The sequence below is a fragment of the Mycobacterium sp. E2238 genome, from assembly GCF_001672665.1.
Classification (GTDB): Bacteria; Actinomycetota; Actinomycetes; order Mycobacteriales; family Mycobacteriaceae; genus Mycobacterium.
The window spans coordinates 1-14,592 of sequence record NZ_LZKF01000070.1 but is presented as its reverse complement, the minus strand read 5'-3'; the positions used below and the strand labels follow the sequence as shown (position 1 = coordinate 14,592).

The following is a 14,592-nucleotide window of genomic DNA, read 5'->3' as shown; positions in this document are numbered from 1 at the left end:
AGTCGCTCAGAAGAACAGGTGAGGTCATGACTCGATACACCACCCAGCCGCGACGACTCCGCGTCTCCGCGCTGGCGGCGGTGGCCAACCCGTCCTACGCCCGCGTCGACACGTGGAATCTGCTCGACGACGCGTGCCGCCACCTCGCCGAGGTCGACCTGGCCGGGCTCGACAAGACCCACGACGTGGCCCGGGTGAAACGCCTGATGGACCGCATCGCCGCCTACGAGCGGTACTGGCTGTACCCCGGCGCGGCCAACCTGGCGACCTTCCGCGCGCACCTCGAGAGCCTGTCCACGGTGCGGCTCACCGAAGAGGTTTCCATGGCGGTCCGGCTGCTGAGCGAATACGGCGACCGCGCAGGGCTTTTCGACACCTCGGCGCCGCTTGCCGACCAGGAGCTGGTGGCCCAGGCCAAACAGCAGCAGTTCTACACCGTCCTGCTCGCCGACGACGCGCCCGCGACAGCCCCGGACTGCCTGGCCGAATGCCTGCGGGACCTGCGAAACCCGTCCGACGATGTGCAGTTCGAGATCCTGGTGGTGCCCAGCGTCGAAGACGCCATTACCGCGGTCGCCCTCAACGGCGAGATCCAGGCCGCGATCATCCGCGACGACCTGCCGCTGCGGTCCCGGGACCGGCTGCCGCTGATGAACACCCTGCTGGGGCCCAACGAGGACGCGGGTGACGTCATTCCCGACCGCGCCAACGACTGGGTGGAGTGCGGCGAGTGGATCCGCGAGTTGCGGCCCCACATCGACCTGTATCTGCTCACCGACGAGTCCATCGCGGCGGGCGATGACACCGAGCCCGACGTGTACGACCGGACGTTCTACCGGCTCAACGACGTCACCGACCTGCACAGCACCGTTCTCGCCGGGCTTCGAAACCGTTACGCCACACCGTTTTTCGATGCGCTGCGGGCGTACGCGGCGGCACCGGTCGGCCAATTCCACGCGCTGCCGGTCGCGCGCGGCGCCAGCATCTTCAACTCGAAGTCGTTGCAGGACATGGGCGAGTTCTACGGCCGCAACATCTTCATGGCCGAGACCTCGACCACCTCCGGTGGCCTGGACTCGCTGCTCGACCCGCACGGCAACATCAAGAAGGCGATGGACAAGGCCGCGCACACGTGGAATTCCGACCACACGTATTTCGTCACCAACGGGACGTCCACCGCCAACAAGATCGTCGTCCAGTCCCTGACCCGGCCGGGCGACATCGTGCTGATCGACCGCAACTGCCATAAGTCGCATCACTACGGGCTGGTGCTGGCCGGCGCGTACCCGCTGTACCTGGACGCTTATCCGTTGCCGCAGTTCGCGATTTACGGGGCGGTGTCGCTGCGCACGATCAAGCAGACGCTGCTGGATCTGGAGGCGGCCGGTCAGCTGGACCGGGTGCGCATGCTGCTGCTGACCAACTGCACCTTCGACGGCGTGGTCTACAACCCGCTGCAGGTCATGCTGGAGGTGCTGGCCATCAAGCCGGACATCTGCTTCCTGTGGGACGAGGCGTGGTACGCGTTCGCCACGGCCGTGCCCTGGGCCCGGCAGCGGACGGCGATGGTGTCGGCCGAGCGCGTCGAGCAGATGCTGGCATCGCCGGAATACGCTGCCGAATACCGGGATTGGGCGGCATCGATGGAAGGTGTCGATCGGTCGGAGTGGGTCGACCGCCCGCTGTTGCCCGACCCCGCCCGCGCGCGGGTCCGCGTGTACGCCACACATTCGACGCACAAGTCGCTGTCGGCGCTGCGGCAGGCGTCGATGATCCACGTCCGCGACCAGGATTTCAACGCGCTGGCCCGCGACGCCTTCGGTGAGGCGTTCCTGACGCACACCTCCACCTCACCGAACCAGCAACTCCTGGCCTCGCTGGACCTGGCGCGCCGGCAGGTCGACATCGAGGGCTTCCAGCTGGTCCGGCAGACCTACGACATGGCGTTGGTGTTTCGCCACCGGGTGCGCCGAGACCGGTTGATCAGCAAGTGGTTCCGCATCCTCGACGAGTCCGATCTGGTGCCCGAGGAGTTCCGGGCATCCTCGGTGAGTTCCTACCGCGAGGTCCGGCAGGGGGCGCTGGCCGAGTGGAACGAGGCGTGGCGGTCCGACCAGTTCGTGCTGGATGCGACGCGGGTGACCTTGTTCGTCGGCAAGACGGGGATGAACGGATATGACTTCCGCGAGAAGATCCTGATGGACCGATTCGGCATCCAGATCAACAAGACGTCGATCAACAGCGTGCTGTTGATCTTCACCATCGGTGTGACGTGGTCGAGCGTGCATTATCTGCTTGACGTATTGCGCAGGGTGGCAATCGATTTCGACCGCGCCGAGAACGCCGCCAGCGTCGCCGACCGGGCGTTACAGGAGCGCCACGTCGAGGAGATTACGCAGGACCTGCCGCACCTGCCCGACTTCAGCGAGTTCGACGTGGCCTTCCGGCCGGTGGACGCGTGCATCTTCGGCGACATGCGGTCGGCCTTCTACGCCGGCTACGAGGAGTCCGATCGCGAGCACGTGCTGATCGGCATGGCGGGCCGGCGGTTGGCGGAGGGCAAGACGCTGGTGTCCACCACGTTCGTGGTGCCCTACCCGCCGGGCTTCCCGGTGTTGGTCCCCGGTCAAGTGGTGTCCAAGGAGATCATCTACTTCCTGGCCCAGCTCGACGTGAAGGAGATCCACGGCTACAACCCCGACCTGGGGCTGTCGGTGTTCACCGAGGCGGCGCTGGCGCGGATGGAGGCCCAGCGGAACGCGGCGCTGGCGGCCGTCGGTACCGCGTATCCCTCGTTCGAGTTGCCGTCGGATGCCTCGGGCATGAACGGCAACGGCGACCGCGCCGCGCGAGCCGTCAGCGAAGGCGCCTGAGGCTAGGGACGCGGCGGGGCAGGCGTTTGTGGTGCAGGTGGCGGCCAGCCGAGTTCGCCTGCCCGGATCCCTCGGGTGATCTCGTCGCTCCGGACCGGGCTGCCGCCCGGCGCAGTCTCCGGACAGCTGCAGCTGAGGGTGCTGAACGGGCTCGAGCCGGCGCCCGCGGGCGCCGCTGCCACCAGCCCCGAGCCGACGGCGATGGCGGCGTAGACCAGCATTCGTGTCGTCGCGCGGTTCTTGTGACGCGCCGGGCGTGCGGTACCTCTCATGACGGTGTCAGCCTAGGAGCCGATCGCTGAGAAGCCGCTGAGAAGCGCGCTGAGCTCGGTGTTTCCCGGCGGTGTGCGGCCCTGCAGAATCGGGAGTGTGCAGTTGCGTCGTCTCCCGCACTGGGGCATCGCCGCCCGCTCGGCCGCCGTGTCGGCGATGGTGGTGCTCTGTGCGCTCCTTCTGGCCGGCGCAGCGCTGGACGCGTTCCTGTATCGGTCGCTACTGGTGGGCGTCGATTATGCCGCCGCCGAAAGGGTTCGCGACCTGGCGAAGGCGCTGCAGACCGAGCCGCCGGCCGGCCTCGACAACGCCCTCTTCAGCACCGACCAACGGGTGGTCGCCGTCCAGGTGGTTGCCGCGGACGGCACGGTGGTGAAGCGGTCGCGCTCCGCGCCGCGCACATCGCTGGTGCCCGTCACCACCTTCGGCGCCGCTCTGCGTCGGGGCCTGTCGGACGACGCGGTGGCGGGTGACGACATGCGCGTCAGCGGTCAGCGGGTCGCCACCGCGGCCGGGGATTACGCGGTGATCGTGGGAGGGGGAAGCCAGGCGGTCGAGGAGACCGCGCGGACCGTCGCCCTGCTGCTGGCGGCCGGCGCGCCCGTCGTCATCGCGGGGGCGGCGGTCGCGACGTTCCTGCTGGTTCGCCGGTCGCTGCGATCGGTGGACGCGATCCGCGCGCACGTGGCCGAGATCTCGACCTCCGATCTCGCCGAGCGGGTACCGGTGCCCAACGGCCGCGACGAGATCGCGGCCCTGGCGGTGACCATGAACCGGATGCTGTCCCGTATCGAGGCGGGCCACCGCGCGCAACAGCGTTTCATCGGCGACGCGTCGCACGAACTCCGTAGTCCACTGGCCACCATCATCTCCGGACTGGAAGTCGCCGAGGCCCACCCAGATCTGCTCGACGCCGAGTTGGCGGTCAACACCCTGCTTCCCGAAGCACAACGCATGCACGCGCTGATTGAAGACCTGCTGCTGCTGGCCCGCGCCGACGAGCAGAGCCTGGTGCGGCGCACGGAAGTACTCGCCCTCGATGAGATCGCCGACGTCGAGGTCGCCCGCGCGCGACGCGAGGCAAGCTGCGCGATCGACACCGACATCGGCCCGGTGCGGTGCATCGGCGACCCGATGGCCATCTCGCGGATGATCCGCAACCTGGTGGAAAACGCTGTCCGCCATGCCACTTCGCGTGTCGCCGTGGAAGTCGGCAGCGTTGACGGGACGGCGATCGTTACCGTCAGCGATGACGGCCCGGGGATCGGCCCGGGTGACCGGGCCCGGGTGTTCGAGCGCTTCGTGCGCCTGGATACCGACCGTGCCCGCAGCGGCGGGGGAGCGGGTCTGGGGCTCGCGATCGTCGCCGAGGTGGTCGGCGCTCACGGCGGCTCGGTCACCATCGAGGACCGGCCGGGCGGCGGAACCCGGATGGTGGTGTCCCTGCCGCTGGGCGACCCTCAGCACAGCAGCCGGTAGCCGACGCCCCGAATCGTTTCGATTGTGTTGGTGCCGAAGGGAATATCGATCTTGCGGCGCAGATACCCTACGTAAACCTCGACCACGTTGTCGGGACCGCGGTAGTGCGCATCCCACACGTTGTGCAGTATCTCGGCCTTGGTCACGACCATGTCCTTGTTGCGCATGAGGAATTCGAGCACCCCGAATTCCCTGGGGGTCAACGCGATCGGGGTTGAGTCACGGTGCACGGTGTGCCGCGCGGGGTCCAGGCGCAGCGACCCCGCGGTCAGCACCGCGGGCCGCTCCGGCACACCGCGGCGCATCAGCGCGCGCAGCCGCGCCACCAGCACCCGAAACGAGAACGGTTTGGTCAGGTAGTCGTCGGCTCCGAGGTCGAAGGCGTCGGTTTCGTCGTACTCGCCGTCCTTGGCGGTGAGCATCAGGACCGGCGTCCAGACGTTCTGCGCCCGCATTCGGCGCAGCACCTCGTATCCGCTGTGGCCGGGCAGCATGATGTCGAGGATCACCACGTCGAAGCCGGTGTCGACCGCCTCCCGTAGGCCGTCGACGCCGGTGCCCACGGCCACGACGACGAATCCCTCCGCCTTCAGCCCCCGAGCGAGGGTGGCCGACAGCCGCGCTTCGTCCTCGACGAGAAGGACTCTCATGCGATTACGCCTCTTCGTGGGCCGCGCCCGGGTGGTGTCCCGGACGCTGCGGCAGGACGACGATCAACGCCACGATGATCGCCGCGAGCACGGCCGAGGCCAGCGGGCGGCTCAGGTTGAGGCCGCCGTCGGCGACCGGCTTGTCGATGAAGTCGCCGATCGTCGCGCCCAGTGGACGGGTCAGGATGAACGCGACCCAGAACAAGGCGACACGGGATAAGGCGGTCCAATAGTAGAGCCCGATGACCACGGCAAGGCCGGCGGCGAACACCAACGCCCCGCGCTCGTAACCGAACCCGCGCGTGTCGGCGAGCCAGTCGCCCAGCGCGGTGCCCAGGGTCTGCGAGAACGTGATGGTTGCCCAATAGAAGGCCTCGACTTTCGGCGTCGAGACGGTGGTGACCGACACGGTGCCCTCCGACCAACGCCACAGGCCCAAGGTGGCCAGCAGGCAACCCAGGAGCAAGAGCGACCCGCCGGTGTAGCCGATGCCGAGCGATCGGTCGGCGAAGTCGGCCAGCGTCGTGCCGAATGTCGTCGAGGCCACGATCGTCGCCCAGTACAGGCTCGCATGGAAGCGCTTGGCGAAGATCTGAGCGGCGACCAGCACCACCAGCGCGACCCCGAAGAGGGCGACCCCGGCCGCGTAGCCCCAGTTCAGCGTCATCGTGACGGTGTCGCCGCCCGTCTCGCCCAACGTGGTCGCCAAGATCTTGATGATCCAGAAGCCCAGGGTGACCGCAGGCACTTTGGTCAACGCTTGCCGCGAAACGTCACTCATCCACAGTCATCTTCCGCTGTCGTCGTTGATGCATTCCTAGGGTAGTCGCGCTGAGAAATCGCTGAGCGCGCGGATAAGAAACCGCTGTGTCCACACTATGAATCGCCGTCTCGGATGGCCGTCCCGTCGAGATGCCAAACATCAGGGTGCACAAAGCAGTTCGCAGTTGAGGCCACGGCGGCCAGCGCGTGAAAGCTGAGTCCTGGATGTCAATTGCCTTAGCGGGCAATAAGTTACAGCGCTCTCGGCGTCAAGCGCCGGATGAACGTCGTGTCACGATGGTCTACATGCTTTCCGGGGCCGGTAGCGCGAGTCAACTGGGCGCGGGTGCGCGCTGGTCGGTCATGGTCGTCTCCTTGGGCGTGACGGCAACGTCGTTCCTGTTCATCAATGGCGTTGCGTTCCTGATCCCGTCGCTGCAGGCGCGCCGCGGCATCCCGTTGACCGAAGCCGGCCTGGTGTCGTCGATGCCGAGCTGGGGGATGGTGATGACGCTAGTGCTCTGGGGCTGGGTGCTGGACCGCGTCGGCGAGCGGCTGGTGCTGACGGCGGGCTCGGCGCTCACGGCGGCCGCGGCCTACGCCGCGGCGTCGGCCCATTCGATGGTGGCCATCGGGGTCTTCCTCTTTCTCGGCGGGATGGCCGCGGCCAGCTGTAACACCGCCGGTGGGCGGCTGGTGTCCGCGTGGTTCCCGTCGCACCAACGGGGCCTGGCGATGGGAATCCGCCAGACTGCGCAGCCGTTGGGGATCGCGTTGGGCGCGTTGGTGATCCCGGAGCTGGCTGAGCGCGGCCCCCGTTCGGGGCTGATGTTCCTCGCGCTGATGTGCACGCTGGCGGCAGCGGCCAGTGCGCTGGGTATCGTCGACCCGCCGCGGAAATCCCGCCGGGCAGCCACCCACACGGAATTGGCGAGCCCGTATCGCGGGTCGTTCGTGCTGTGGCGGATTCATGCGGTGGGCGCCCTGCTGATGATGCCGCAAACGGTGACCGTGACGTTCATGCTCGTGTGGCTGATGAATCGCCATGGCTGGTCGGTCGCGGCGGCAGGCGGTCTGGTCACCATGTGTCAGCTGTTGGGCGCGGTGGGGCGAATCGCGGTCGGGCGGTGGTCGGATCGCGCCGGCTCGCGGATGCGGCCGGTCCGCAGCATCGCCATCGCCGCCGCGCTGGCGCTGTTCCTGCTCGCCCTCACCGACGGCGCCGGCTCGGGCTACGACGTGTTGCTCATGGTCGCCATCGCGGTGATCGCGATGCTCGACAATGGGCTCGAGGCCACCGCCATCACCGAGTTCGCCGGCCCATTCTGGAGCGGGCGCGCGCTGGGGGTGCAGAACACCACTCAGCGGCTGGTGGCCGCCGCGGGGCCGCCACTTTTCGGCGCGCTGATCGCCGCAGCCGAATACCCGCCCGCCTGGGCGCTTTGCGCGCTGTTCCCCTTGGCGGCCGTCCCCCTGGTGCCCACCCGGCCGGCCGGCCCGGACGCCGGAGGCGGTTCCGCTCACGGGGATTGGAAAGAGGAGGTCGTCGCCGGGGTGGCGCAATGACCCCGCGGGCCGCCATTTCTGCTGGTCGCCGTCGAACGACGCCCGGCGCAATGCGCCGAGGGGGCGTCGCGCACCCGCATCGCGCGCCCAAAAAACGCCCGTGAGCTGGGTTAGCGTGGCCGCGTGGCACAACCGATCAGCAGCGGACCCCGGGCCGATCGCGCCCGCCGGGTGGCCGACGTGTTGCGCCAGCAGATCCACGCCGACGCCTACCCCGACGGCTTGCCGGCCGAGCAACAGCTAGCGACCGAATTCCTGGTGTCGCGCAACACCATCCGCGAGGCGCTTGCCGTGCTCAAGCACGAGGGGCTGATCGACCGCGGACCCAAGGTCGGCACGCACGTCGCCCAGCGCAAATACGAGCACGGCCTGGACACGCTGCTCGGCCTGAAGGAAACGTTCAAGAACCTCGGCGAGGTGCGCAACGAGGTTCGCGCCGCGATGCCCGTCACCGCGCCGCCGTCGGTGGCCCGCCGGTTGCGGCTGCAACCGGGCGAGCAGGCGGTGTTCATCGAGCGATTGCGCTACCTCGGCGACCTGCCGCTCAGCCTGGACCTGACCTATCTGACACCGGATATCGGGGCCCGGGTGCTGGGCCATCCGCTCGAGACCAACGACTTGTTCGCGCTCATCGAAGAGGTCAGCGGTCAGCGGCTTGGTTCTGCGGCCCTGGCGCTGGAGGCCATCCCGGCCGACGCGCACTCCGCGGCCACCCTGCAGGTGCCCGACGGCGCGGCGCTGCTCATGTTGGAGCGGGTCACCAGTCTCGCCGACGGAACCCCCGTCGATTTGGAGTACATCCGGATGCGTGGCGATCGAATCACCATGCGAGGCAGCCTGATAAGGAGCGACACATGACGTTGATCCACAACACCCGGGCCGACGTGCCGGTGACGATCGACGAGTCGTTGTGTATCGATGGCTGCACCCTGTGCGTCGAGGTCTGCCCGCTGGACGCGCTGGCCATCAACCCCGACACCGGCAAGGCGTACATGCATGTCGACGAGTGCTGGTACTGCGGACCCTGCGCGGCTCGCTGTCCGACCGGCGCCGTCACGGTCAACATGCCCTATCTGCTCCGCTGAACCCGAAGAATCCCCATGAAAAAGCAAGCCGTCCGGCTGCTTTCGGTGGCGCTCACGATCGCCGTGTCCGCCACCGGATGCTCGCTGGAATCCTTCTCGCAATCCTCCGGTGTGGTCGACGTCGTGGTGGGATACCAATCCAAGACCATCAACACCGTCACCGCCGGCACGCTGCTACGCGCGCAGGGTTACCTCGAGCACCGGCTGAACGACATCACCACCCGAACGGGGACCAGATACGCGGTCCGCTGGCAGGATTACGACACCGGCGCCCCGATCACCGCCCAGATGCTCGCCGAGAAGATCGACATCGGCTCGATGGGCGATTATCCGATGCTGATCAACGGCTCCAAGACGCAGGCCAACCCCCTGGCCCGCACCGAGATGGTGTCGGTCACCGGCTACAACCCCAAGGGCGCACTGAACATGGTTGTGGTGCAGCCTGATTCGCCCGCGACGGGCCTGGCGGACCTGGCTGGCAGCAAGGTCTCGGCTAGCGTGGGATCCGCGGGCCACGGGACGTTGGTCCGCGCGCTGGGCAGGGCCGGCATCACCGGCGTCGAAGTGCTCAACCAGCAGCCGCAGGTCGGCGCATCCGCGCTGGAATCCGGTCAGGTGAAGGGGCTTTCGCAGTTCGTCGCGTGGCCCGGGCTGCTGGTCTACCAGGGCAAGGCGCGGCTGCTCTACGACGGGGCCGAGCTGAACCTGCCCACCCTGCACGGTGTGGTGGTGCGGCGCTCGTACGCGTCGGCGCACCCGGAGGTGCTGGCGGCGTTCCTGCAGGCGCAATTGGATGCCACCGATTTCCTCAACGGCAAGCCGCTGGAGGCCGCGCGCATCGTCGCGCAGGCCAGCGGGTTGCCGCAGGAGGTGGTGTACCTCTACAACGGCCCCGGCGGGACGTCGTTCGACCCCACGCTCAAGCCTGCGCTCGTCGAGGCCTTGAAAAGCGATGTGCCCTATCTGAAGTCGATCGGCGACTTCGCCGACCTCGACGTCACCAAGTTCGCGGTGGACGATCCGCTGCGCGCGGTGTTCGCCGCCCGCGGGCTGGACTACGCCGCGGCCCGGACCCGAACCGCCAACCCGTCCGTCCTGTCCGGCGACCCGGCGGTGGCCAGCGAGCTATGGCTGGACGGGGCCGACACGACGCAAACGGTCGCCAACCCCACCGGCTTGCTGCGCGCGGTCGCCGACGCCACCGCCCGCGGGGGCAAGGTCCGGGCGGCCTACGTTCCCGACGCCGAACTGGGCACCCGGTGGTTCGCGGACAAGGCGGTCTGGGTCAAGGACGGTCCGAACTACCTGCCGTTCGGCACCCAGACCGGGGCGCAGCGTTATCTGGCGGGGCACCCCGGCGGCACCGTCATGAATTACCAACAGGCATTGGGAGGTTCGGTATGACCGCAGAAGTGGTGGCGGACCAAGTCCTTGGCGTGATCTCGGCACCCACGCCCGCACGGCCGCGACGATCGTCCTCGCGGTGGCCATCGCGGCTGCTTCGGCTGGTGTCGGTCGCGGCCGCGATCGGATTGTGGCAGTTGCTCACCGCCGGCAAGGTGCGGCTGTTGCTGCGGTTCGACACGTTGCCGACGGTCACGCAGATCGTGCACGCGCTGCAGCGCCGGCTCGGGGCGGGCGAGTACTGGCTTGACCTGGCGCAGTCGCTGATCCGCATCCTCACCGGCTTCGGCCTGGCCGCCGCGGTCGGCCTCGCCACCGGTGTGCTGCTGGGCCGTTCGCGGTTGTTCGCCGACCTGTTCGGTCCGCTGGCCGAGCTCGCCCGGCCCATCCCGGCGATCGCGATGGTGCCGGTGGCGATCCTGCTGTTCCCCACCGACGAGGCGGGCATCGTGTTCATCACCTTCCTCGCCGCCTACTTCCCGATCATGGTCAGCACCCGGCACGCGGTGCGGGCGCTGCCCACGCTTTGGGAGGAATCGGTGCGCACGCTGGGCGGCGGCCGGTGGGAGGTGCTCACCCAGGTGGTGCTGCCGGGCATCCTGCCCGGCGTGTTCGGGGGTCTGTCGGTCGGCATGGGGGTGGCCTGGATCTGTGTCATCTCCGCCGAGATGATCTCGGGCCGTCTCGGCGTCGGCTACCGCACCTGGCAGGACTACACGGTGCTGGCCTACCCCCAGGTGTTCGTCGGCATCATCACCATTGGCGTGCTCGGGTTCGCCACGTCGGCGGCCGTCGAACTCGTGGGCCGGCGGGTGACCCGCTGGTTGCCCCGCGCACAGGAAGCGCAGCGATGAAAGCCATCGGTTTGGAACTGGACGCGGTTCGGTTGTCCTACACCGGAACCCCCGTGATCGACGGGCTGAGTCTGACGGTGCGACCGGGGGAGATCCTGGTGCTGACCGGACCGTCGGGCTGCGGCAAGTCGACGCTGCTGCGTGCCCTGGCCGGGCTGCTGCGGCCCGACCAGGGCCGGGTGCTGGCCGACGGCGTCGAGGTCACCGCGACCTCCGGCGATCGCGGCATGGTGTTCCAGGACAATGCGCTGCTGCCGTGGCGGACGGTGCGGTCCAACATCGAGCTGGCACTGCGGCTGCGCGGTGAACCCCGCGCCACCCGGCGCGCGCAGGCCGAGCGCTGGATCGACGAGCTCGGGCTCGCGGGTTTCGGTCACTTCCTGCCCAAGAGCTTGTCCGGCGGGATGCGCCAACGGGTCCAGCTGGCCCGCGGACTGGCGGGCGCGCCGCGCGCGGTGATGATGGACGAGCCCTTCGGCGCCCTGGACACCCAGACCCGGGCCGCCATGCAGCGGCTGCTGGTCGACACCTGGCGCACCCATCCCACGACGATCGTCTTCGTAACCCACGACGTCGACGAGGCGCTGGCGCTGGGCGACCGGATCGTCGTGCTGGGCCGCGCCGGCGAGCCGCTGCGCGCGTCGATCGACGTGCCCGATCCCCGGAGCGACCGGCCCAGGGCCGATCTGCGCGCGGAAGTCATTGCGGGCCTTGGTGATTTGGTGGCGGCATGATGGATATCCCGGACCCGGCCACACCCGTGCGCCTCGACTGTGACGTGCTGGTCATCGGCGGTGGCACCGCGGGCACCATGGCGGCGCTGTCGGCCGCCGAGCACGGCGCGCAGGTGCTGCTGCTGGAGAAGGCCCATGTGCGGCACTCCGGCGCGCTGGCGATGGGGATGGACGGCGTCAACAACGCCGTCATACCCGGCAAGGCCGAACCCGAGGACTACGTCGCCGAAATCACCCGCGCAAACGACGGAATCGTCAACCAGCGCACCATCTATCAGACCGCCAGCCGCGGTTTTGCGATGGTGCAGCGGCTGGAACGGTACGGGGTGAAGTTCGAGAAGGACGAACACGGCGAGTACGCCGTGCGCCGGGTGCATCGGTCGGGCTCCTACGTGCTCCCGATGCCGGAGGGCAAGGACGTCAAGAAGGCGCTGTACCGGGTGCTGCGGCAAAGGTCGATGCGGGAGCGGATCCGCATCGAGAACCGGCTGATGCCGGTGCGCGTGCTGACGTCCGGCGGCCGCGCCGTGGGCGCCGCCGCCTTGCACACCCGCACCGGCGAATTCGTCGCCGTCGGCGCCAAGGCGGTGATCCTGGCCACCGGGGCGTGCGGGCGGCTGGGCCTGCCGGCGTCCGGTTACCTCTACGGCACGTACGAAAACCCGACGAACGCCGGCGACGGGTATGCGATGGCCTACCACGCGGGCGCGGAACTGTCGGGAATCGAGTGCTTTCAAGTCAATCCGCTGATCAAGGACTACAACGGCCCGGCGTGCGCCTACGTGGCCAACCCGTTCGGGGGCTACCAGGTCAACGCGCACGGCGAGCGGTTCGTGGACTCCGACTACTGGTCGGGCCAGATGATGTCCGAGGTGAAAAGCGAGATCGACTCGGCCCGCGGACCCATCTACCTCAAGGTCTCCCACCTGCCCGACGAGACGCTGACCGCGTTGGAGAACATCCTGCACACCACGGAACGGCCGACCCGCGGCACCTTCCACACCAACCGCGGGCACGACTACCGCACCCACGACATCGAGATGCACATCTCCGAAATCGGCTTGTGCAGCGGCCATTCGGCGTCGGGGGTGTGGGTCGACGAACACGCCCGCACCACGGTGCCCGGACTGTACGCGGCCGGGGACCTGGCCTGTGTACCGCACAACTACATGATCGGAGCGTTCGTCTTCGGCGATCTCGCCGGCACCGACGCCGCCTCCGCGAGCGCGGATATCGCCGCGCCGCAACAACTCCCGGAAGACCAGTTGCGCGCCGCCCACGAGCTGATCTACCGGCCGCTGCGGCATCCGGACGGGCCACCGCAACCGCAGGTCGAATACAAGCTGCGGCGGTTCGTCAACGACTATGTGGCGCCGCCGAAGACGGCGGCAAAGCTGTCCATCGCCGTGCGCACCTTCGACCGCATGCGCGCGGAGATCGCCGAGATGGGGGCGAGGAACCCGCACGAGCTCATGCGCGCCGTCGAGGTGTCCTTCATCCGGGACTGCGCCGAGATGGCCGCGCGCTCCTCGCTCACCCGCACCGAATCGCGGTGGGGCCTTTACCACGATCGCGCCGACCTGCCGGTCCGGGACGACAGCGCATGGGGCTACCACCTCAACCTTCGCAAAGACGGCGACGGGGCGATGGTGTTCCTCAAGCGGCCGGTGGCCCCCTATTTCGTGCCGGTGCCGGAGCTGGACGGCCTGCCGCCCGCCGACCAGACCGTGCAGGAGGTGGAGCAGCCGCCGTTGGTCGGTGGCCAGGCCCCGGCCACCAACCGGTCCCGAATCGACGTCGTCCCAGCGGGTTTCGAGCCGCCCTCGCCGCGCATCGCGGAGGTCCTCGCCCTCGAGGAGCCGACGATCGGCGCGCTGCGGCCGTACCTGGCCGACCGGGATCCGGCGGTGCGCCGCACGGCCGTGGCCACGCTCACCGAGCACATCCCCGACGGGTACGCGCCCGCGCTGATCGCGGCGCTGGACGACGCGGATGCCGCGGTGCGGCGCACCGGCGCCGGCGGGATCCGCGAACTGGTCGAGGTGTTGCCCGAGCCGGGCGAGGTCCGGCCGGGGTTGAGCTCCGGCGACACGGTGGTGCGAGCGGCTGCCCTCTACGTGCTGGCCGCGCGGCGGGTCGGCGACGCCGAGGACTACCGCCGCGCGCTGAGCGATCCCGACCATCGGGTGCGCATCGAGGCCGTGCGGGCGCTGGTGTCCGTCGACGACGTGGCCGGGGTGGTCGCCGCGACCCGCGACGAGAGCCGGGAGGTCCGGATCGCGGCGGCCGCCGGCCTGGCGACCCTGCGCGGCGGTGGCGAGGCGGTCAGCGCGCTGATCGCCGACCCGGACCCGTTGGTGCGCGCCGCCGCGCTGGCCGCACTGGGCGAAATAGGCTGCGGCGCCGACGATTTCCCCGCCGTGGCGACGGCCTTACGCGCACCGGCCTGGCAGGTGCGGGAGGGCGCCGCGCGCGCCCTGGCGGGCGCGCCGGCCGACGTTGCGGTCCCGGCGCTGGCCGAGGCGCTCGCCGACGCTCACCTGGACGTGCGCAAGGCGGCCGTGCTGAGCCTGACCCGCTGGGCGGGCGAACCGGCCGCGCGGGACGCGCTCGGGGTCGCGCTCAAGGACAGCGACGCCGACGTGCGGGCCTACGCGCGCCGGGCGCTGGACGAAGCCGGGTAGCCGATCGAGTTTGCGCTCACGGCTTTGAGTGTGCGTTCGGGGCGGCGACACGCCGGTGACCCCGCCCTGGACGCACAGTCTGCTCAGCGCAGAATCCTGGCGTAGAGCAGGCTGTCCTGCGGCTCAGGCCCCAGGTTGGGGTAGACGGCGTGGCGGGCCAGCCGCCCCTCCAACACGAAACCGGCACGCTCGAGCAGCCGCGCCGAACGCTCGTTCTCCACATTGCAG

At 69.1% G+C, this 14,592-nt stretch carries 13 protein-coding genes; 10 read left to right on the top strand and 3 right to left on the bottom strand.

Translation table 11 applies throughout. The features are described from left to right. The first annotated feature begins 26 nt into the window (after positions 1 to 26). The 3 genes from A5711_RS05755 (at position 27) to A5711_RS05750 (ending at position 4,625) form a co-directional block, all read left to right on the top strand. Complete coding sequence (locus tag A5711_RS05755; protein ID WP_067944676.1) at positions 27 to 2,873, top strand: aminotransferase class I/II-fold pyridoxal phosphate-dependent enzyme; 2,847 nt, start codon at positions 27 to 29, stop codon at positions 2,871 to 2,873. A 75-nt stretch (positions 2,874 to 2,948) separates the two neighbouring features. Then, positions 2,949 to 3,086, top strand: coding sequence for a hypothetical protein (locus A5711_RS26755; protein ID WP_156673464.1), 138 nt, complete (start codon positions 2,949 to 2,951; stop codon positions 3,084 to 3,086). Between the two features lie 117 nt (positions 3,087 to 3,203). Then, positions 3,204 to 4,625 (top strand): HAMP domain-containing sensor histidine kinase, encoded by a 1,422-nt coding sequence (locus A5711_RS05750; RefSeq protein WP_067944675.1) that lies wholly within the window; start codon positions 3,204 to 3,206, stop codon positions 4,623 to 4,625. On the opposite strand, the gene A5711_RS05745 is transcribed toward A5711_RS05750, so the two are convergent. Together A5711_RS05745 and A5711_RS05740 are read right to left on the bottom strand one after the other, a co-directional pair. Further along, positions 4,607 to 5,275: a response regulator transcription factor gene (locus A5711_RS05745; RefSeq protein WP_067944674.1), complete on the bottom strand. Its 669-nt coding sequence runs from the start codon at positions 5,273 to 5,275 to the stop codon at positions 4,607 to 4,609. The genes A5711_RS05750 and A5711_RS05745 overlap by 19 nt on opposite strands. Before the next feature lie 4 nt (positions 5,276 to 5,279). Further along, a complete protein-coding gene (locus A5711_RS05740; protein WP_067944673.1) occupies positions 5,280 to 6,056 on the bottom strand; it encodes a hypothetical protein in 777 nt (258 codons plus the stop codon). Between the two features lie 287 nt (positions 6,057 to 6,343). Here A5711_RS05740 and A5711_RS05735 point away from each other — a divergent pair, with 287 nt between their 5' ends. The 7 genes from A5711_RS05735 to A5711_RS05705 all read left to right on the top strand — a co-directional run bounded on the left by A5711_RS05735 (position 6,344) and on the right by A5711_RS05705 (position 14,364). Then, the gene (locus A5711_RS05735; protein WP_156673465.1) at positions 6,344 to 7,603 is read left to right on the top strand and encodes an MFS transporter; all 1,260 of its coding nucleotides are present in this window, start codon (positions 6,344 to 6,346) and stop codon (positions 7,601 to 7,603) included. A gap of 123 nt (positions 7,604 to 7,726) precedes the next feature. Next, positions 7,727 to 8,461 (top strand): GntR family transcriptional regulator, encoded by a 735-nt coding sequence (locus A5711_RS05730; RefSeq protein WP_067944672.1) that lies wholly within the window; start codon positions 7,727 to 7,729, stop codon positions 8,459 to 8,461. Next, positions 8,458 to 8,688 (top strand): ferredoxin family protein, encoded by a 231-nt coding sequence (locus A5711_RS05725; protein WP_067265113.1) that lies wholly within the window; start codon positions 8,458 to 8,460, stop codon positions 8,686 to 8,688. Before A5711_RS05730 ends, A5711_RS05725 begins: the two co-directional genes overlap by 4 nt. Before the next feature lie 15 nt (positions 8,689 to 8,703). Then, complete coding sequence (locus tag A5711_RS05720; RefSeq protein ID WP_067944671.1) at positions 8,704 to 10,092, top strand: ABC transporter substrate-binding protein; 1,389 nt, start codon at positions 8,704 to 8,706, stop codon at positions 10,090 to 10,092. Further along, a complete protein-coding gene (locus A5711_RS05715) occupies positions 10,089 to 10,946 on the top strand; it encodes an ABC transporter permease (protein WP_197520747.1) in 858 nt (285 codons plus the stop codon). The genes A5711_RS05720 and A5711_RS05715 overlap by 4 nt, the downstream gene beginning before the upstream one ends. Further along, entirely contained in the window at positions 10,943 to 11,680 is a 738-nt protein-coding gene (locus A5711_RS05710; protein WP_067944670.1) for an ABC transporter ATP-binding protein, read from the top strand. Before A5711_RS05715 ends, A5711_RS05710 begins: the two co-directional genes overlap by 4 nt. After that, positions 11,677 to 14,364 (top strand): fumarate reductase/succinate dehydrogenase flavoprotein subunit, encoded by a 2,688-nt coding sequence (locus tag A5711_RS05705; protein WP_156744796.1) that lies wholly within the window; start codon positions 11,677 to 11,679, stop codon positions 14,362 to 14,364. Before A5711_RS05710 ends, A5711_RS05705 begins: the two co-directional genes overlap by 4 nt. A gap of 83 nt (positions 14,365 to 14,447) precedes the next feature. Here A5711_RS05705 and A5711_RS05700 read toward each other — a convergent pair. Beyond that, a partial coding sequence (locus A5711_RS05700) for a GNAT family N-acetyltransferase (protein ID WP_197520746.1) occupies positions 14,448 to 14,592 on the bottom strand: 145 nt, incomplete at its 5' end.